The sequence below is a fragment of the Rhodococcus sp. LW-XY12 genome (assembly GCF_019317345.1).
In the GTDB taxonomy this organism is placed as follows: domain Bacteria; phylum Actinomycetota; class Actinomycetes; order Mycobacteriales; family Mycobacteriaceae; genus Rhodococcus; species Rhodococcus pyridinivorans.
In genome coordinates this window covers 2,375,503-2,393,946 of record NZ_CP079225.1, presented here as the reverse complement: position 1 = coordinate 2,393,946, position 18,444 = coordinate 2,375,503, and the positions used below count along the sequence as shown (strand labels likewise).

Sequence of the window (18,444 nt, the reverse complement as noted above, 5' to 3'; positions counted from 1 at the left end):
TTGCAGGGAGTAGTTCGTGTACCGCTATCTTCTTCGGCTCATGTTCCTGTTGCCGCCGGAACGAGCCCACCACCTCGCCTTCCTCGCGATGCGCTGGTCGACTCGCTTCGGGCCGCTGCGCGCCCTGGTGGCGAAGGTGCTCGTCACCGACGACCCCATCCTCCGCAACACCGTCTTCGGCGTGCAGTTCCCCACGCCGGTGGGTCTGGCGGCCGGTTTCGACAAGGACGCGACCGGTGTCGACGTGTGGGGTCCGCTCGGATTCGGGTTCGCCGAGATCGGCACCGTCACCGCCCAGGCCCAGCCGGGCAATCCGCAGCCGCGACTGTTCCGCCTCCCCGAGGACCGGGCGATCGTGAACCGGATGGGCTTCAACAACCACGGTGCCGGGGAGGCCGCCAATCGGCTCCGGCAGCGCCGCCGCACCGTCCCCATCGGCGCGAACATCGGTAAGACGAAGGTCGTGCCGGCCGAGCAGGCCGCCGAGGACTACACCGAGAGCGCACGACTCCTCGGCCCGCTCGCCGACTTCGTGGTCGTCAACGTCTCCTCCCCCAACACCCCCGGCCTGCGGGATCTGCAGGCCGTCGAGTCGCTGCGCCCGATCCTGGTCGCGGTGCTGGACACCGTGACGGTGCCGGTGCTCGTGAAGATCGCCCCGGATCTGTCCGACGAGGACGTCGACGCGGTGGCCGACCTGGCACTCGAACTCGGGCTCGCCGGCATCGTCGCCACCAACACCACCATCCGCCGCGACGGATTGAACACCCCGCAGAGCCGCATCGAGGAGATCGGCGCGGGCGGCCTGTCGGGCGCCCCGGTCGCCGAGCGGTCCCTCGAGGTGCTGCGCCGGCTGCGCACGCGGGTCGGCGATCGCCTCACCCTGATCTCGGTGGGTGGCATCGAAACCACGGAGCAGGCGTTCGAGCGCATCCTCGCCGGCGCGTCGCTGGTCCAGGTTTACACCGGCTTCATCTACGGCGGTCCGTTCTGGGCGCGGCGCATCAACCGCGGTATCGCCCGCAAGCTGCGCGCGCACGGCTACCGCTCCATCGCCGACGCGGTGGGCGCCAGCACACGAGTGTGACCTGCAACGGACGGGGCCCGGGTCGTACTCGACCCGGGCCCCGTCCGTCACGACCTGTCAGCGCACCTCGTAGGTGCCGGTCAGCAGACCGCGGGCGATGGCGTGCCCGAAAACGTTGAAGCCGAGGAAGGCCGGGCTCGACTCGGGCGTGACACCCTCGAGCACCTCGACGTCGAGTGCGTGCACCGCGACGATGTAGCGGTGGTGGCCGTGTCCGGCCGGCGGAGCGGCACCGATGAACCCGTGGGCTCCGCCGTCGTGGCGCAGGGTCACGGCCTGCTCCGGAAGAGCATTCGAGTCGGCGCTACCCGCACCCGTCGGAAGTTCCGTGACCGAGGCCGGGATGTTCGCGACGGCCCAGTGCCAGAAACCCGACGCCGTGGGGGCGTCCGGATCGAACACCGTGACGACGAAGCTCTTCGTCTCGGCGGGGAAACCCGACCAGGACAGCTGCGGGGAGACGTCGCCGCCCCCGGGGATTCCGAACGCACCGCTGGCCTGCGGGAGTTTCCATTCCTCGCCCTCGGCGAAGTCCGCGCTGGTCACCTCGAAGATGGGCAGCTCGGGCAGGAACTTGTACGGGTCGTAATCGAAAGCCATTCCGGTCCTTTCGTGGCGGTTTCGTGTGTTCTAGGCGTGCATGAGGAAGTGTTCCATGACCCGGGTGCCGAAGCGCAGTGCCTCGACGGGGACACGCTCGTCGACACCGTGGAACAGCGCGGCGAAGTCCAGATCGGGCGGCAACTGCAGCGGCGCGAAACCGAAGCAGCGGATGCCGAGCTTGGCGAACGCCTTGGCGTCGGTGCCGGCCGAGAGCATGTACGGCACGGTCCGGCCGATCGGGTCGTGCGCGAGGATCGCCGCGTTCATCGCGTCGACGAGGTCGCCGTCGAAGGTGGTCTCGTACGGCTCGAGACCGGTGATCCACTCCCTGGTGACATTGGGCCCGATCAGCTCGTCGACAGTGCGTTCGAACTCGGCGAGCCGGCCCGGCAGGATACGGCAGTCGACGACGGCGTGCGCGGTGCGCGGGATGACGTTGGCCTTGTACCCGGCGTCGAGCATCGTGGGGTTCGCGGTGTCGCGCAGGGTCGCGCCCACGATGCGGGCGATCGACCCGAGCTTGGCGAGCGCCCCCTCGAGATCGGGCGAGGCCGGGTCGAAGTCCAGCCCGGTCTCCTCGCTCACGGCGGAGAGGAACTCGGCCACGGAATCGTTGACGACCAGAGGGAAGGTGTGGGATCCGAGCCGGGCCACCGCGCGGGAGAGGACGGTGACGGCGTTGTCCTCGTGCAGGAAGGAGCCGTGCCCGGCGACACCCGTGGCGGTCAGGCGCATCCAGCGCATGCCCTTCTCGGCCGTCTCGACCATGTACAGGCGACGTTCGGTGCCGTCGGGGCGCGGCACGGTCAGGGAGAACCCGCCGACCTCCCCCACGGCCTCGGTGACGCCCTCGAACAGCTCGGGCCGGTGCTCGACCAGCCACTGCGAACCGAACTTGCCTCCGGCCTCCTCGTCGGCGACGAACGCGAACACCAGATCGCGCGGGGGCACGATGTTCTCGACCTTGAAGTAGCGGGCGACGGCGATCATCATGCCGACCATGTCCTTCATGTCGACCGCGCCGCGTCCCCACACGTAACCGTTCTCGATGGCCCCGGAGAACGGGTGCACACTCCAGTCCGCGGCTTCGGCCGGCACGACGTCGAGGTGGCCGTGGAGCATGAGGGCACCGCGGCTCGGGTCGGAGCCGGGAAGCCGCGCGAAGACGTTGCCGCGGCCCGGCGCTCCGGATTCGACGTAGGTGGTCTCGTAGCCGACCTCCTCGAGCACGGAGGCCACCCATTCGGCGCACTCGCGTTCGCCGCGGGTGGTGGTGGGTTCGCCGGTGTTGGAGGTGTCGAACCGGATGAGGCGGGAGACGAGGTCGACGACCTCCTCCTCCGCCCGGGACGGCTGGTGGGCGCTCATGTCATTGGCCATGGCCGTATGTCTACCACCGCCCGTCCACCATCTCGACAGTTCGGATCACCGCAGGTGGAGGTGGCGATTTGGGACCGTGAGCGTGGTGGGTTACTCTTTCACAGCGCCCACGACGAGTGGGCGCGAGCACCAGGTCCGAGTGGCGGAATGGCAGACGCGCTAGCTTGAGGTGCTAGTGTCCTATTAACGGACGTGGGGGTTCAAGTCCCCCCTCGGACACTCTGAGTCGAGACAGACGACGAAGGCCCCGAACATCATGTTCGGGGCCTTCGTCGTTGTCGGGAGAAGATCGAGCGGGCGACAACCGATACCGCATTCGTCATCCGCTGCGGCAACGTGCTGTAGCGGATGACGAACAAGCGAGCGGATCCACGCGAGGCGCGTCGAGTACCGCGAGCGCGCCTGAAGTGCCGTTTTGGGGATCGGACGCCCCATGCGCTACTGTTTCTTCAGCGCCCGCGGGAGCGGGTTCTACCGACATGCCCCGTGTGGGCGTCGGTCCGAGTGGCGGAATGGCAGACGCGCTAGCTTGAGGTGCTAGTGTCCTATTAACGGACGTGGGGGTTCAAGTCCCCCCTCGGACACTCCGAAACCCGAAGGCCCCGAACCGATATCGGTTCGGGGCCTTCGGTCCGTCCGGGGTCGGCGCGAGCAGACCCTCAGTCCCGGCGGCCCTTGCGGAAGTACCGGATCGGGCCGAAGAAGTTCACCGCGATGGTCAGCGCCCAGCGCAGCTTGCTGCCGTTGATCTTGTCGGCCGGTCGCCTCGCCAGATCGGCCCAGGCCGCGACGGCGAGCGACAACTGCACCACCGCGAGCAGGACCACCAGCACCTGCTGGGGGCGGCTCAGTTCGGCGAACTTCTTCTTGGACAAGGGGGAGCTCGGGCTCATCGTTCCTCCGGTACCTGCACGGGAATTCGGACACGATCATCCTGCCCGATACGATCGGGCGTACAGCAGCACACGGAAAAAGGCAGATGAACCCCCACAGCGACACCACCGCCGAACCCGCCACCGACGGCTTCACCCGCATCGACCCCGACGATCTGGCCACCTGTCTGCGGGTGCTCGACCAGGCAGCGGGTCTCGACGCCGAACATCCCGACGCGATCGCCGTGCAGCGGGCCGTGGGGCACATGTTCAAGAAGTTCAAGCGGCTGCGCCGCAACGAGGCCCGCAAGCAGCGCGTCGACGCCGACCGTCAGGTGCTGTCCGCGACCGCCACCGCCTCCCCCACCCGCGTCGACGACGAGACCGCCGGACTCCCGCTGGCGTCGTCGACTCGCGGTGCAAGCGCGGGAACGCTGCTGCGTCCGCGGCACTGCTACATCTGCAAGGACAAGTACACCCGCGTCGACGCCTTCTATCACCAGTTGTGCCCGACGTGCGCCGAGGAGAACCACGCAAAACGCGACGCGCGCACCGATCTGCGGGGCCGTCGCGCCCTGCTCACCGGCGGTCGCGCCAAGATCGGCATGTACATCGCATTGCGGTTGCTGCGCGACGGCGCGCACACCACCGTCACCACCCGGTTCCCCAACGACGCGATCCGCCGCTTCACCGCGATGGAGGACAGCGGCGACTGGCTGCACCGGCTGCGCATCGTCGGCATCGACCTGCGTGATCCCGCCCAGGTGGTCGCCCTCGCCGACGATGTGGCCGCGCAGGGTCCGTTGGACATCCTCATCAACAATGCCGCGCAGACGGTGCGCCGCTCCCCCGGTGCCTACTCGGCGCTCGCCGAGGCGGAGGCCGATCCGCTGCCCGCCGGCCCTCGCCCCGAGGTCCTGACCTTCGGCAAGCCCTCGGACGCCCACCCGGCCGCCCTGGCCGGGTCGCTGCCGGCCGAGTTGTCGGCGCACTCGCTGACCTCGCTGGCACTGGTGGCCGGCTCGGCGACACCCGAGCGGGTAGCGGCCGGCGTCGCCGTCGACGCCGGCGGATTGCTGCCGGATCTCGTGCACACCAACAGCTGGGTCCAGACCGTCGGCGAGGTCGAGCCGCTGGAACTGCTCGAGGTGCAGCTGTGCAACTCGGTGGCGCCGTTCATCCTCGTCAACCGTCTGCGTCCGGCGCTCGCCGCGTCCCCGGCCCGCCGCAAGTACGTCGTGAACGTCTCCGCGATGGAAGGGCAGTTCGGGGGTCGCCGCTACAAGGGCGCCGGGCATCCGCACACCAACATGGCCAAGGCCGCGCTGAACATGCTCACCCGCACCAGCGCCGAGGAGATGCTCACCGACGGCATCCTCATGACCGCCGTCGACACCGGGTGGATCACCGACGAACGGCCGCACCACACCAAGATGCGGCTGGCCGAGGAGGGATTCCACGCCCCGCTCGATCTCGTCGACGGTGCCGCCCGTGTCTACGACCCGATCGTCCAGGGCGAGGCCGGCACGGACCTGTACGGATGCTTCCTCAAGGACTTCCGCCCGGCACCCTGGTGATCCGGACCCGGTGATTTGGGGAGACCGGTTCCACACCGTGGATCGTGGCCCACTCTCCGGGCCGCGGCGATAATGGATAACGTCCCCGCAGGCTCGCACGAGGAGAGTCATGACTGTCGCTGTCGTTCACGCCGATACCCCCGAAGGCCGGATCGCTCTGCAGGCCGCGGTGCGGGAGGCCGCCGACCGGCAGCAGTCGCTGGTGGTGCTCCACCCGCTTGACGAACCCGACGAGGTGGAAGGCGTGCGGGCACAGGTGAGCGAGGTGGCCGGTACCGACGGCTGGGAGTTGCTCTCGGCCGTCCACGACGGCGATCCGGTCGGCACGACCGTCGAACTGCTTGCGCGCAGCGGCGCCGAACGCGTGGTCATCGGCAGCCGCGGGCGCACCGCGACCGGCAAGTTCCTCGTCGAGCGGGCGGTGCAGCGGCTGATCACCGAGTCGTCGGTGCCGGTGCTCGTCATCAAGGCCGGCTGAGGCGCCGCCCGCCCTCCGGCAACCGCGTTCGTTCCGAGGCCGTTCGTTCTACCCTGGGCACATGGCGTTCCGGGTGGTCGCCGACCTCACGGCCTTCGTGCATCTGCTCTTCGTGCTCTACGTCGCGTTCGGTGGTTTCCTCGCGTGGCGGTGGCCCCGCACGATCGTCGCGCACGTCGTCGCGGTGGTGTGGGGAGCGGCCTCGGTGGCCGTGGGGTTCGACTGCCCGCTGACCGCGGTGGAGAACTGGGCACGCCGCGAGGCCGGCCAGGAAGGTCTGCCGCCGAGCGGATTCATCGATCACTACCTCACCGGGGTGATCTACCCGGAGTCCGCGCTCGGCGCGGTCCGCGCCCTCGCCGCGCTCGCCGTACTCATCTCGTGGGTGGTGCTGTGGCGCCGGATCCGTGTGACGAAGGTCGCCCCCGAGACTTACTCCTGAGTAGGGTGAGGGGCATGACTGTCTCCCGGGATCTCGACATCGTTATCTACGGCGCCACCGGCTTCGTCGGGCGCCTCACCGCCGCCTATCTCGCCGAGAACCTCCCCGACGGCGTCGCCGTCGGACTCGCAGGACGTTCACGCACCAAACTCGAGAAGCTCGCCGCCGACCTCGGAACCGACTGGCGGCTGATCGAGGCGAACGCCGACGATCCCGCCTCGCTGACCGCGCTCGCCGAGTCCACCCGCGTGGTGATCACGACCGTCGGTCCCTACGCCACGTACGGGCTGCCGCTCGTGCAGGCGTGCGCCGAGGCCGGCACCGACTACGTCGACCTCACCGGCGAGGTGCTCTTCCACCGCGAGAGCATCGACCGCTTCGACGACGTGGCCCGGCGCACCGGCGCCCGCATAGTCCACTCGTGCGGTTTCGACTCCGTCCCGTCCGACCTCGGCGTCCATGCGCTCTACCGCGCCGCGGAGGCCGACGGCAACCTGCCGCTCACCGACACGACCTTCGTGCTCGGCTCCTTCCGCGGCGGGGTGAGCGGCGGAACCATCGATTCGCTCCGGCAACAGCTCGACGCGGTCCGCAAGGATGCCGCCGCACGGAAGATCGCCGCGCGCCCGTACTCGCTGTCCCCCGATCGGGCTCGGGAACCCGATCTCGGTCGCCAGAACGACTTCGCGTTCGTCGACGGCAAATCCGTGGCGCCGGAGATTTCGGGGCGGCTCGCACCGTTCGTGATGGCCTCCTACAACACCCGCATCGTGCGACGCAGCAACGCGTTGCGCGACTGGGCCTACGGACGCCGGTTCCGCTACCGGGAGGTGATGAGTGTCGGCTCCTCACCGCTCTCCCCCGTCCTCGCCGGGCTCGTCGGACTCGGCACGGGAGCCCTCGCCGCCGGCCTGTCGTTCCCGCCCACGCGGTTCGTCCTCGACAAGCTCCTGCCCGCGCCCGGTGAGGGACCGTCGGAGGAGACCCGCGAGAACGGTTACTTCACGGTGGATCTGTACGCTTCGACCGAATCGGGAGCCCGCTACACCGCGCGGTTCTCCGCGCAGGGCGACCCAGGTTACAAGGCCACGGCCGTGATGCTCGGCGAGTCCGCCCTCTCGCTCGCCCTCGGCGGCGCGGCCCTGCACGCCGGTGGCGGTGTCCTCACCCCCGCGGTGGCCTTCGGGGACGTGCTGACCGAACGGCTCCGCACGGCCGGTTTCGAGATCTCCGCGCGCCGCCTCGGCTGACCTCGCCTCCGGCGCGCCCGATCGGCGCGCCGGGCCCGCCGAGTGTGGCTCCGTCGCTTCGACGGGCTATGCTCGACCGGACCGAACGATCCGAGCGCGGAACGAGACCTGAGGACGTGACCATGGCTGCGACGAGTACCGAGATGGCTCCGGCCGCTCGTCTCGCGCTCATGCCGTTCTGGCCGACCCGTCGCGGCGCCTGCTTCGATTGTCTGTGTTGCACCCGGGAGTGTTGCTGAGCGCTTCGCCGCTCGTCCAACTTTTCGGGTTCTTCCAGCTTTCGGAGCCAACGCATGTTCAATCTGCTCATCTTCACGCTCGTCGGTGTCGGCGCACAGCTCGTCGACGGCGCACTCGGCATGGCCTTCGGTGTCACCGCGACCACCCTGCTGCTGTTCAGCGGTGTCGGTCCGGCGCACGCGAGCGCCGCCGTGCACCTCGCCGAGGTCGGAACCACCCTCGTCTCCGGTGCCTCGCACTGGCGGTTCCGCAACATCGACTGGAAGGTCGTGCTGCGACTCGGTGTTCCCGGTGCCATCGGCGCCTTCCTCGGCGCGACCGTGCTGTCGGGACTGTCCACCGAGGCCGCCGAACCGGTGACCGCCGGAATCCTGCTGGCCATCGGCGTATACGTCGCGTTGCGCTTCTCGGTACGACCCCCTGCGGTCGCCCACGCCCGCACCTCCCCGCACACCGCGAAATTCCTGTCGCCGCTGGGCTTCTTCGGCGGCTTCATCGACGCGAGCGGCGGTGGCGGCTGGGGACCGATCACCACCAGCACCCTGCTCTCCCGCGGTAAGACGGCACCGCGCACCGTGATCGGTTCGGTGAGCGCGTCGGAGTTCCTCGTCGCGGTCGCGGCGAGCGTCGGCTTCCTGTTCGGGCTCGGCCACGACTCCCTCGGCAATCTCGTGATCGTCGCCGGTCTCGCGCTCGGCGGTGCCCTCGCGGCGCCGGTCGCGGCCTGGCTGGTCAGCCGCGTCCCTGCGACGCTGCTCGGTACCGGCGTCGGCGGTGTCATCGTGCTGACCAACGCGCACAAGCTCGCCAAGACTGTCGACCTCTCCGGCGCGTCGCTGGCGGTGCTCTACCTCGCCATCGTCGCTGCGTGGCTCACGCTGCTGATCGTGTCCTGGAAGCGTTCGCGCCTCACCCCCGCGGAGAAGAGCGGTTCACTCGAACCGCTGGCGCAGCCGACACCGGCGGCACTGCTCGAAGGTACCGACGCGACGCCTCTCCCCGGGGCCCGTCCGGAGCCTCGGGAGGTGCCCGGACACAACGAAACTCGCCTGAATTCCACCACGTCACCACGGACTCCCGACGGGGCCTGATAATCGCTGTTATGCCCGCGTGCGGTGGTGCTTCCCGATCCCGCCATCGAAGCGGCCGGCGGATTCGCGCACAGCATGCCGATCGACATGGCCCGGCACCGCCTTCACCGCGGCCGGCGTCGAACTCCCCCAGGCCTGCGTGTCGATCACCGTCGGCGGCCGCGATGCCGCGATGGTCCTCGATCCCGCAGTGCCGTGACGGTCGCCAAGCAGCTTCTCGGGCTGTAACGCACGGTGTCGCAGCCCTCGACCGCCCGGGCGGAACCAAGATCACGTACAACTCGTGCGGACGCTACGATGCGCCGTGGGAATCTGCCCCGATACGCCGTCGCATCCGCGACCCTCGCCGGCGCCCTGCTCCTCGGAGCGTGCTCCTCCGGCGACGACGCCACCTCCGACACCACCTTCGACGCCGACACCGTCAGCGAACCGACCGGCCTCGGCAGCGACATCCTCGCCCGCTTCGACTCGTGCGACGATGTCGCGCCCGCCGTCGCCCCCTACATCGAGCGGCACTGAGCCTGCGCTCCTCGAGCGGCGTGGAGGAGTACAGCGTCTACTGCGCATGGGAGACCCCGGACAGCGTCACCAACCTCGACGAGATCCGGTCGGTGGAGATCGTCCTGCCACCGGGATCCGGCAACGTCCCGTCGGCGAGCGACCTCGAAACCGGCGGTCTCGAACCACTCCCCGACGCACGACGCGTAGATCGCCACCGGGACGACGAGAATCCCTGCCGCCGAAGCGCACACGGCGACCATGGCGAACACTGCGAAGGTGTAGAGACCGACCACCCATGGCGGGTCCGCAGCACGCTCGACCGCCGGTGCGGCCGCAACGCGACGATGTAGGTGAGCTGTCCCCCAACCATGAGACTCCCAGTGCCACAAGCGTGCCCACGACCAGCCGGTCGCGCGGTGCGGACGTGACGAGAACGAGTCCGAGCGCGAGCAGCGGCATGAGGAACCACTGCGAAACGTCGGTGAACGCCGAATCGGGCGCGAGAACCCGAAAACGAGATGAGCCGCCGCGACGATCGCGAACGCACCGAGAACGGTGACGGCGATCGTGCGGCGGCTCACGGGATCAGGAGTCCTCGCCGGACGTTCCGGGGTCGTGCACCCCGTCGAAGGCGTCGAGCAGGCGTTGCGCGGCGAGTGCGGCGGTCAGCGAACCGTCGCGCACCCCGGCCTCGACGTCCTTGCGGATCGCCCGCACGCGCGGGGAGGTCTCGAGACGACGCAACAGCTGGTCGTGCACCATCGTCCACGTCCAGTCCACCTGCTGACGGCGCCGGTTCTCGTCGAACATGCCCGCCTCGGTGAGCACTTTCTTGTGCTCGAGCACGGTATCCCAGAAGGTGTCCAGACCATTGCCGGTCATGCCGCTCATGGTGATCACCGGCGGCTTCCAGATCGCGTCGTGCGGATGCACCATGCGCATCGCGCCGGCGAGTTCGCGGGCGGCGACCCGCGCGTCGCGTTCGAACTCCCCGTCGGCCTTGTTGACGGCAACGAGGTCGGCGAGTTCGAGCACGCCCTTCTTGATGCCCTGCAGCTGGTCGCCGGTGCGGGCCAAGGTCAGGAAGCAGAAGGTGTCGACCATGTTCGCGACGGTCACCTCGGACTGTCCGACACCGACGGTCTCGACGAGGATCACGTCGAAACCGGCAGCCTCGAGCAGCACCATCGTCTCGCGGGTGGCCTTCGCGACCCCACCGAGCGTGCCGGCCGAGGGCGACGGGCGGATGTAGGCGTCCCGCTGCACCGCGAGCCGCGCCATCCGTGTCTTGTCGCCGAGGATCGAACCACCCGTGCGGGTCGACGACGGGTCGACGGCCAGCACCGCGACCCGATGCCCCTGCTCGAGCAGATGCATGCCGAGCGCGTCGATGAAGGTCGACTTGCCGACACCGGGCACACCGGTGATACCGACACGAATCGCGTTGCCCGCGTTGGGAAGCAGGCGCAGCAGCAACTGCTGCGCCCACTCCCGATGGTCGTCGCGGGTCGACTCGACCAACGTGATGGCCCGCGCGAGGCCGGCCCGCTCGTTGGCGAGCACGGCCTCGGCGAGGGCGTCGACGTCGATCTGCCGTCGGCGGGTCTGCGCGGCGCCGACCGAGGAGTCGCTCATGCCGACGTCAGCCTCCGAGGTGGTGGCCGAGCTGCGCGGCGAGCTTGGTCAGCAGACCGGTCGCCGCATCCGCGATCACGGTTCCGGGCGGGAAGATCGCCGCCGCACCCGCCGCGTAGAGCTCGTCGAAGTCGCCCGGCGGGATGACACCACCGACGACGATCATGATGTCCTCGCGGCCCACCTCGGCCAGCGCCTGCTTGAGGGCAGGGACCAGCGTCAGGTGACCCGCGGCCAACGACGACACGCCGACGACGTGCACGTCGTTGTCGGCCGCCTGCTGGGCGACCTCTTCGGGGGTCTGGAACAGCGGTCCCACGTCGACGTCGAATCCGAGGTCGGCGAAGGCCGTGGCGATCACCTTCTGGCCTCGGTCGTGACCGTCCTGGCCCATCTTCGCGACGAGGATGCGGGGGCGACGACCCTCCTCCTCGGCGAACTTCTCGACCAGTTCGGTTGCGGCGGTGATGTTGGTGGCCTTGCCGGCCTCGTCGCGGTACACGCCGCTGATCGTACGGATCTCGGCCTGGTGGCGGCCGTAGACCTTCTCCAGGGCGTCCGAGATCTCACCGACGGTGGCCTTCGCGCGGGCCGCGTCGATGGCCAGCGCGAGCAGATTGTTGTCGAGACCCTGGCTCTGCGCACCGGCGGCGCGGGTGAGCGCGTCGAGGGCGGCGCGGGTGGCCTCCTCGTCCCGGTCGGCGCGCAGTTGCTCGAGCTTGGCCAGCTGCTCCGCCCGCACACGCGAGTTCTCGACCTTGAGGACCTCGATCTCGTGGTCCTCGGTCACCTGGTACTTGTTGACGCCGATGACGGGCTGACGACCGGAGTCGATGCGCGCCTGGGTGCGGGCGGCCGCCTCCTCGATGCGCAGCTTCGGGATGCCCTCCGAGATCGCCTGCGCCATACCGCCGGCGGCCTCGACCTCGGCGATGTGGGCGCGGGCCTTGTCGGCCAGCTCGTGGGTGAGCCACTCGACGTAGTGCGAGCCACCCCACGGGTCGATGGGCCGCGTGGTGCCCGACTCCTGCTGCAGCAGCAGCTGGGTGTTGCGGGCGATGCGCGCCGAGAAGTCGGTGGGCAGTGCCAGCGCCTCGTCGAGCGCGTTGGTGTGCAGCGACTGGGTGTGGCCCTGGGTCGCGGCCATCGCCTCGACGCACGTGCGGGCGACGTTGTTGAAGACGTCCTGTGCGGTGAGCGACCAGCCGGAGGTCTGCGAGTGGGTGCGCAGCGATTTCGACTTCGGGTTCTTCGCCCCGAACTTCTCGACGAGCTCGCTCCACAGCAGGCGACCTGCGCGCAGCTTCGCGACCTCCATGAAGAAGTTCATGCCGATCGCCCAGAAGAACGACAGGCGCGGCGCGAACTTGTCGACGTCCATGCCGGCGTCGAGTCCGGCGCGGATGTACTCCATGCCGTCCGCGAGGGTGTACGCGAGCTCGAGGTCGGCCGTCGCGCCGGCTTCCTGGATGTGGTAGCCGGAGATCGAGATCGAGTTGAAGCGCGGCATCTTCGCCGAGGTGTACGCGAAGATGTCGGAGATGATCCGCATCGACGGCTTCGGCGGGTAGATGTAGGTGTTGCGGACCATGAACTCCTTCAGAATGTCGTTCTGGATGGTTCCGGCCAGCTGCTCGGGCTTGACGCCCTGCTCCTCCGCCGCCACGACGTACAGCGCCAGGATCGGCAGCACCGCGCCGTTCATGGTCATCGACACCGACACCTGCGACAGATCGATGCCGTCGAATAGCTGACGCATGTCGAGGATCGAGTCGATCGCGACACCGGCCATACCGACGTCACCCTGTACACGCGGGTGATCGGAGTCGTAGCCGCGGTGCGTGGCCAGGTCGAAGGCCACCGACAGGCCCTTCTGACCGGCGGCGAGGTTGCGCCGGTAGAAGGCGTTGGACTCGGCGGCGGTGGAGAAGCCGGCGTACTGCCGGATGGTCCACGGCTGGTTCACGTACATCGTCGGGTACGGCCCGCGCACGAACGGGGCCAGACCCGGGTAGCTGCCGAGCGGGTAGCCCTCGGCGACGACGGCGTCGCGGTCGGCCTTGGTGTAGACCGGCTTGACGTCGATGCCCTCGGGCGTCGACCACACGACGTCTTCGGTGCTGTAGTTGTTCGCCTCGGCGACGGACTCGACGAGCGCGGCGGCCTGCTCCGCGGTGGGAGCGATGGGCGCCGGCGCGGCCGGGTCCGTCAACGGGACGTCGGCGAAGCTGCCGATTTCGTGTTCGATGCTCACTTACGCTCCCAGAGTGTTCAGCAGGTCGGTGAGGGCGGCGACGGCGTCGATGCGCGCGGTGAGGAAGCCGTCCGGACGATCGTCCCCCTGCGCGTCCTTCACGGCCTTCTCGGGTCCGGCCAGCAGCACCGTCGTGATCCCCGCCGCACGCAGCGCAGAGGTGGCCGTACCGGCCTGCTCGCCGTAGCGGGTGTCGGTGCCGCACAGCACGGCGACGGACGTTCCGGTGTCGCCCACCAGGGACGACAGGTCGGCGTCGAGATCGAGCGGTCCGGGATTGACCGCTTCGATGCCACCGGCGGCGAGCAGGTTCGTCGCGAAGGTCGCCCGTACGTTGTGTTCGGCGATCGGCCCGAGCGGGGCGAGCAGCACCCGCGGGCGGGCACCGTGCGAAGCCAGGTAGGCATCCGAGCGGTCGCGCAGCGCCTCGAACGGTGCGGCGTACCGCGCGGCGGACGCGCCGGCCTCGGCGACACCGACCGGCAGCGGCTTCTCGGCCAGGTTCGGGAACTCGTTGACCCCGGTCACCGAGAACGTGCGGTGCGCGATGTCGGACTCGCGGCGGGCACGCGTCTGCGCGACACGCTCGGCGATCAGCCCTGCCTCGAGAGCGGCGCGGTAGCCACCGGCCGCCTCGATCTCCTGGAAGAAGCCCCATGCCTTCTCTGCGATCTGCGCGGTCAGTTCCTCGACGTACCAGGAACCGGCGGCGGGATCGAGAACGCGCCCGAGGTTGGACTCCTCGAGCAGCAGCAGCTGGGTGTTGCGGGCGATCCGGGCGGAGAACGCCTCGGACACCTCGAGCACACCGGCCGGCAGTGCGGAGTCGAACGGCAGGACCGTGACGGCGTCGGCGCCACCGACACCCGCGCCGAACGCAGCGAGGGTCGTGCGCAGCATGTTCACCCACGGATCGCGCTGGGCCATCATCGCCGCGGAGGTCACGGCGTGCTGCGGAGCGTTGCCGGCCTCGGGGGCACCGGCGACCTGGGCGACGCGCGCCCACACCTGACGACCCGCGCGGAACTTGGCGATGGTCTGGAACTGGTCGTCGGTCGCGGCGAGACGGAACTCGAGCTGACCGAGCGCGGCCGCAACGGGAACCCCGGCGTCGACGAGTGCTCGCACATAATCGAGGCCGGCGGCGATCGCGGCACCGAGTTCTTCGGCGTCGGACGAACCGGCGTTGTGGAAGGCGGTGCCGTCCACGGTGAGGGCACGCACCGCTTCGGTGCGGTCGGCGGCGGCCCGTGCCAGCTCGACGGCCTCGTCGAGAGATACGTCGGGACGCTCGGAGAACGCGCTGGTGAGCGGCGCTGCACCGAGGAAGATGCGCACGGCGGCGCGGTCCTCGATATCGGTGCGGTTGTCGAGCACGGAGTACACGGCGGTGGTCGCTGCGACCGCGTCGGCACCGGCGTCGAGACGGACCGGCGCGAGGTCGAGGAGCACACCGTTGAGCGCGGTGTCGAGCGCGTCCACGGGGACCGCGCCGGCGCCGAGACCGAGCCACACCGAGCTGACGCCGTTGTTCAGCGCGTCGAGGATGCGCTCGTTGACCGAGGCCGCGTCGGTGCCGGTGAACCGGACGTCGACGAGCCAGCCGGTGTTGACGTCGCGCGTGGACGAGCCGCCGCGGACGAACGGGAACTCACCGGGCAGCGGCGCTTCGTCGCGCTCGTCGCGGACGCCGTACAGCGGCGCGACGGTGACGTCGTCGTAGGTCGTGGTCTCGAGCAGACGCTGCGGCTCGGGTCCGAGTTCGGCCGGGTCGACACGTCGGGACTTGGCCAGCACCCCCGCCACCGCGTCCTGCCACTGCGCATATGCGCGCGCGGCATCCTCGGCTTCTGCAGCTAATGACACGGGCGATTCCTCCTACTGCGGGTTTGCAGGCTTTGTACGGACGGCGTTGTCGGCCGGAGGTGGGCAACCTCGAAATGGGTAGGTTGCCTTCGGTGTGATGCTATCCCCGCACATCGCGCGATCGTTGTGGGGATCACCACAGTTTTTCTAGCGCTCGATAACGACGTCCTCGATCGGAACGTTATCGTGCCGCCTTCGTCACTCTGCTCGCGGGGATGCAAGAGACCGCCCGGCCGGTAGTGTGGACGCTCGTGACGAGGCTTGCCGCAGACCGCAGAGTGCTCGGCATCCTGGGCCTGGTGGCGGCTCTCGTCGTCGTAGCTCTCGTGGTGCCGCATCCGACGATCGCCCAGATCCGGGAGTGGTCGGAATCGGTGCACGGCCCGGCAATTGTCCTGGCGTTCTTCGCCGTCCACGCCCTGGTCACGATCGCCCCGATTCCGCGCACGGTGTTCACCCTCAGCGCCGGCGTGCTGTTCGGCAGTGCCGTCGGTATCGGCGTGACGGTCGCCGCCTCCACGGTCAGCGCCGTCCTGGCGTTCCTGCTCGTGCGGGCCGTCGGACGCAAGGCCGTGGAATCGCGCCTCACGCACCCGGCGGCGAAAGCGATCGATCTGCGGCTGGCACGCCGCGGATGGCTCGCGGTCGGCTCCCTGCGGCTGATCGCCGCCGCCCCGTTCTTCGTCGTGAACTGTTGCTGCGCCGTCTCGGCGGTCCGTCTCGTCCCCTACACACTCGCGACGGTCGTGGGCATCCTGCCGGGCACCGTGGCGGTCGTACTCCTCGGCGACGCCCTGACCGGGCAGACCGATCCGCGGCTGATGGTGATCACCGGGGTGTGCATCGCGCTCGGTCTCGCCGGGCTGTTGCTCGAGGCTCGACTCCCCGAGCCCGCCGGTTCGGCGCTCGACGCCGTCGTCGAGCCGGATCAGGATCCGGCGACGAGATAGTCGGCCAGAATCGGACCGAGGACGGCGAGCGCGGCCGGGGTCATCATCTCCAGATGGTCGCAGTCGATCGTGCGCTCGGTGATCGTGCCGGACACCCACGGCCGCCACAGGGCCGGTGACGCACCGTCGTCCGTGCCGAGCGATCGCGCCGCGGCGACGAACAGCAGGTCGCCGTCGAAACATCGCAGGTCGAGCGTCGGCGCGGCCCGATGGACGTGCGCATAGGCCGTGAGGATCCGCTCCAGGTCGGCGGTGGACTGTCCGGTCTCGTGCCCGAGACTGCGGTTCACCGCGTCGAGCAGCTGCTCGGAGGTCATCTCGTCCGGCGTCGCGTGAGGCAGTTCGATGCCCAGTCCCGCCAGCAGCTCCGCGTGGGTGTGGGCACGCCGCTCGCGTTCGAGCGGGTAGTAATCGAGGACGACCAGGTCGACGGTCTCCCCCGCGGCGCGCAGTTCGACACCCATGTGGTGGGCGATCAGTCCGCCCTGGGACCAGCCGAGCACGGTGTAGGGACCTTGCGGTTGCACGGCCCGCATCTCCTCGACGTAGCGGTGCGCCAGTTCGGCGGGCGTCGCGTCGAGGGGTCCGCCCGAGAGGTACGGCAGTTGCAGCCCGTACACCGGCCGATCCGGCAGGTGGCGCAGCAGTCCCGCGTACACCCAGGACAAGCCGATCGCGACCTCAGCGGCTTCGAGGTGATCGACGTCGTCCACACGGAATTCAAGTCGCGGTTCGTCGAACACGGTTTCATGCTCGGCCAGTTCTACCCGGGCTGCACCCAGCCGGGTCTGTGGAATCACGACTTCCATCCACTCGACGCCCCGTTGCCGATGCTGGTCGCCCGCCACATGATGACGACCGATTTCCCGTTTCTCGTTGGTCGCCAGGAATGGCTGTGCGCCTACTTCAAGAAGTTCGCCCCGGCACTGCCGTCGACACTCCGCCTCACCATCGCGAAACGGATGAAGTACGACGGCGATGCGGTGGACGCGATCACCGCACATCATGAGCTGACGGGGAACGAGCCGGGCCGATAGGCTGTACGCGTCCCTGTCCCACATTCCGGTCGTCAAGCTTCAGGTCTTGATTATCGACAATCAAGCCCTCACACTTGACGCATGTTCGTCTTGACGGTCGACCAGCGGAGCAGCCGCCGAGACATCGACCGCGTGGCGGACCTCCTCACCGAACTGCAGGATGTTCCGCTGGTACGGCCCTTCGATCGCACCGCGGGCGACGAGGTCCAGGCCGTCGCGGACGATCCCGCCCTCGTCGTCGATCTCGTCCTCGACCTCCTCCGGAGGGAACGCTGGAGTATCGGGGTGGGAATCGGCCCGGTGGAGACCCCGCTCCCCGAACAGACACGCGCCGGCCGCGGACCCGCCTTCGAACACGCCCGCACCGCCGTCGAACGCGCCAAGAACGCCCCTGGGCAGGTCGCGGCCGAAGGCGACGACACCGAGGCCACCGCCGACGTCGACGCCGCGCTCACCCTGCTCGCCACCGTCGTCCTGCGCCGCACAGACCAGGGGCACGAGGCGGTCGACCTCGCTCGTCAGGGCCTGTCGCAGGCGCGGATCGCCGAGCGTCTCGGCATCAGCAAACAAGCGGTGTCCCAGCGCCTCGCCACCGCCGGGTGGCAGGCCGAACTGGCCGGACGCGAACTCGTGCGGCGACTCCTGGAAAGGGCCGACCGTTGACCGTCCTCTCACTGGTGTGCCTGGCCGTGGCTGCTCTCGGACCCGCACTCGCGCTGCGCCCGAGCATGCCGGTGTGGCCGGCCGCCTCGTTGAGCATTGCGGGTCTCGCCGGTTCAGCCCTCGCCGCCACCGCGACCACACCGGTTCAGGGAGTCGCGCTCGCGGCCACGCTGATTCTCACCGCCACGGCGGCGATCACCGGGGGCGGACCCGCGGTCCTCGTGGCGTTCCGGATCGCGCGCCGGCAACCCGATGCCGGTCCCGAGCCCACCCCTCCCCCGGGCCCGCTCCGCGGCGGACGCGTCATCGGCGTGCTCGAACGCGGAGCGGTCACCGCCTCGATCCTCGCCGGATGGCCTGAAGGGATCGCCGTCATCATGGCGGTGAAGGGTCTCGCCCGTTATCCCGAACTACGCGAACCGAACGCCTCCGAACAGTTCATCATCGGCACGTCCACCTCGGTGCTGTGGGCGGTCGCGGTGTGCGGAGTCGGGCAGGCGCTGATCACCTGACGCCGG

General features: G+C 69.3%; 19 protein-coding genes and 2 tRNA genes. 14 read left to right on the top strand and 7 right to left on the bottom strand.

Going from position 1 to position 18,444, the window contains the following annotated elements:
- Positions 1–16 precede the first annotated feature (16 nt).
- A complete protein-coding gene (locus KXC42_RS11295) occupies positions 17–1,087 on the top strand; it encodes a quinone-dependent dihydroorotate dehydrogenase (protein ID WP_071934917.1) in 1,071 nt (356 codons plus the stop codon).
- 57 nt (positions 1,088–1,144) lie between these two features.
- Here the strand turns inward: KXC42_RS11295 and KXC42_RS11290 are convergent, their stop codons facing one another.
- Both KXC42_RS11290 and KXC42_RS11285 read right to left on the bottom strand, forming a co-directional pair.
- Positions 1,145–1,687 (bottom strand): YbhB/YbcL family Raf kinase inhibitor-like protein, encoded by a 543-nt coding sequence (locus tag KXC42_RS11290; RefSeq protein ID WP_193903703.1) that lies wholly within the window; start codon positions 1,685–1,687, stop codon positions 1,145–1,147.
- A gap of 30 nt (positions 1,688–1,717) precedes the next feature.
- Positions 1,718–3,070 carry a M20/M25/M40 family metallo-hydrolase gene (locus KXC42_RS11285; protein ID WP_219130343.1) on the bottom strand — a complete coding sequence of 451 codons (1,353 nt, stop codon included), beginning with the start codon at positions 3,068–3,070 and terminating at the stop codon, positions 1,718–1,720.
- Positions 3,071–3,203: 133 nt separating this feature from the next.
- Here KXC42_RS11285 and KXC42_RS11280 point away from each other — a divergent pair.
- Positions 3,204–3,289 (top strand) — tRNA-Leu (locus tag KXC42_RS11280).
- 279 nt (positions 3,290–3,568) lie between these two features.
- Positions 3,569–3,654 (top strand) — tRNA-Leu (locus tag KXC42_RS11275).
- A gap of 75 nt (positions 3,655–3,729) precedes the next feature.
- Here KXC42_RS11275 and KXC42_RS11270 read toward each other — a convergent pair.
- Positions 3,730–3,963 carry a PLDc N-terminal domain-containing protein gene (locus KXC42_RS11270; protein WP_033096644.1) on the bottom strand — a complete coding sequence of 78 codons (234 nt, stop codon included), beginning with the start codon at positions 3,961–3,963 and terminating at the stop codon, positions 3,730–3,732.
- 86 nt (positions 3,964–4,049) lie between these two features.
- Here KXC42_RS11270 and KXC42_RS11265 point away from each other — a divergent pair, with 86 nt between their 5' ends.
- The 7 genes from KXC42_RS11265 to KXC42_RS27185 all read left to right on the top strand — a co-directional run bounded on the left by KXC42_RS11265 (position 4,050) and on the right by KXC42_RS27185 (position 9,871).
- Positions 4,050–5,519 carry an SDR family oxidoreductase gene (locus tag KXC42_RS11265; protein ID WP_219130342.1) on the top strand — a complete coding sequence of 490 codons (1,470 nt, stop codon included), beginning with the start codon at positions 4,050–4,052 and terminating at the stop codon, positions 5,517–5,519.
- A 109-nt stretch (positions 5,520–5,628) separates the two neighbouring features.
- Entirely contained in the window at positions 5,629–5,997 is a 369-nt protein-coding gene (locus KXC42_RS11260; RefSeq protein WP_006551545.1) for a universal stress protein, read from the top strand.
- Between the two features lie 61 nt (positions 5,998–6,058).
- Positions 6,059–6,439 (top strand): DUF2784 domain-containing protein, encoded by a 381-nt coding sequence (locus KXC42_RS11255; protein WP_006551544.1) that lies wholly within the window; start codon positions 6,059–6,061, stop codon positions 6,437–6,439.
- A 14-nt stretch (positions 6,440–6,453) separates the two neighbouring features.
- Positions 6,454–7,689 (top strand): trans-acting enoyl reductase family protein, encoded by a 1,236-nt coding sequence (locus KXC42_RS11250; protein ID WP_033096643.1) that lies wholly within the window; start codon positions 6,454–6,456, stop codon positions 7,687–7,689.
- Positions 7,690–7,982: 293 nt separating this feature from the next.
- Positions 7,983–9,020 (top strand): sulfite exporter TauE/SafE family protein, encoded by a 1,038-nt coding sequence (locus KXC42_RS11245; RefSeq protein WP_200360086.1) that lies wholly within the window; start codon positions 7,983–7,985, stop codon positions 9,018–9,020.
- A 297-nt stretch (positions 9,021–9,317) separates the two neighbouring features.
- Entirely contained in the window at positions 9,318–9,539 is a 222-nt protein-coding gene (locus KXC42_RS27190; RefSeq protein WP_006551541.1) for a hypothetical protein, read from the top strand.
- A gap of 20 nt (positions 9,540–9,559) precedes the next feature.
- Complete coding sequence (locus KXC42_RS27185) at positions 9,560–9,871, top strand: hypothetical protein (protein WP_006551540.1); 312 nt, start codon at positions 9,560–9,562, stop codon at positions 9,869–9,871.
- A 235-nt stretch (positions 9,872–10,106) separates the two neighbouring features.
- Here KXC42_RS27185 and meaB read toward each other — a convergent pair whose 3' ends face one another.
- Genes meaB through KXC42_RS11225 form a run of 3 tightly spaced genes read right to left on the bottom strand, consistent with a single transcriptional unit; the run spans position 10,107 to position 15,276 of the window.
- Positions 10,107–11,156, bottom strand: a complete 1,050-nt coding sequence (gene meaB / locus KXC42_RS11235; RefSeq protein WP_219130341.1) for a methylmalonyl Co-A mutase-associated GTPase MeaB — start codon at positions 11,154–11,156, stop codon at positions 10,107–10,109.
- A 7-nt stretch (positions 11,157–11,163) separates the two neighbouring features.
- Positions 11,164–13,410, bottom strand: a complete 2,247-nt coding sequence (gene scpA / locus KXC42_RS11230) for a methylmalonyl-CoA mutase (RefSeq protein ID WP_112320020.1) — start codon at positions 13,408–13,410, stop codon at positions 11,164–11,166.
- On the bottom strand, positions 13,411–15,276 hold the full coding sequence (locus KXC42_RS11225; RefSeq protein ID WP_033096641.1) for a methylmalonyl-CoA mutase family protein: 1,866 nt from the start codon (positions 15,274–15,276) through the stop codon (positions 13,411–13,413).
- 278 nt (positions 15,277–15,554) lie between these two features.
- Between KXC42_RS11225 and KXC42_RS11220 the strand changes: the two genes are divergently transcribed.
- Positions 15,555–16,226 carry a TVP38/TMEM64 family protein gene (locus KXC42_RS11220; RefSeq protein WP_006551536.1) on the top strand — a complete coding sequence of 224 codons (672 nt, stop codon included), beginning with the start codon at positions 15,555–15,557 and terminating at the stop codon, positions 16,224–16,226.
- On the opposite strand, the gene KXC42_RS11215 is transcribed toward KXC42_RS11220, so the two are convergent.
- Entirely contained in the window at positions 16,205–16,939 is a 735-nt protein-coding gene (locus KXC42_RS11215; protein ID WP_247848953.1) for a thioesterase domain-containing protein, read from the bottom strand. The genes KXC42_RS11220 and KXC42_RS11215 overlap by 22 nt on opposite strands.
- On the opposite strand from KXC42_RS11215, the gene KXC42_RS11210 reads away from it, so the two are divergent.
- The 3 genes from KXC42_RS11210 (at position 16,922) to KXC42_RS11200 (ending at position 18,438) form a co-directional block, all read left to right on the top strand.
- Positions 16,922–17,263 (top strand): DUF6875 domain-containing protein, encoded by a 342-nt coding sequence (locus KXC42_RS11210; protein ID WP_019289313.1) that lies wholly within the window; start codon positions 16,922–16,924, stop codon positions 17,261–17,263. The genes KXC42_RS11215 and KXC42_RS11210 overlap by 18 nt on opposite strands.
- A gap of 81 nt (positions 17,264–17,344) precedes the next feature.
- Positions 17,345–17,926, top strand: a complete 582-nt coding sequence (locus KXC42_RS11205) for a SatD family protein (protein ID WP_033096639.1) — start codon at positions 17,345–17,347, stop codon at positions 17,924–17,926.
- Positions 17,923–18,438, top strand: coding sequence for a hypothetical protein (locus KXC42_RS11200; RefSeq protein WP_071934909.1), 516 nt, complete (start codon positions 17,923–17,925; stop codon positions 18,436–18,438). The genes KXC42_RS11205 and KXC42_RS11200 overlap by 4 nt, the downstream gene beginning before the upstream one ends.
- Positions 18,439–18,444: the final 6 nt, after the last annotated feature.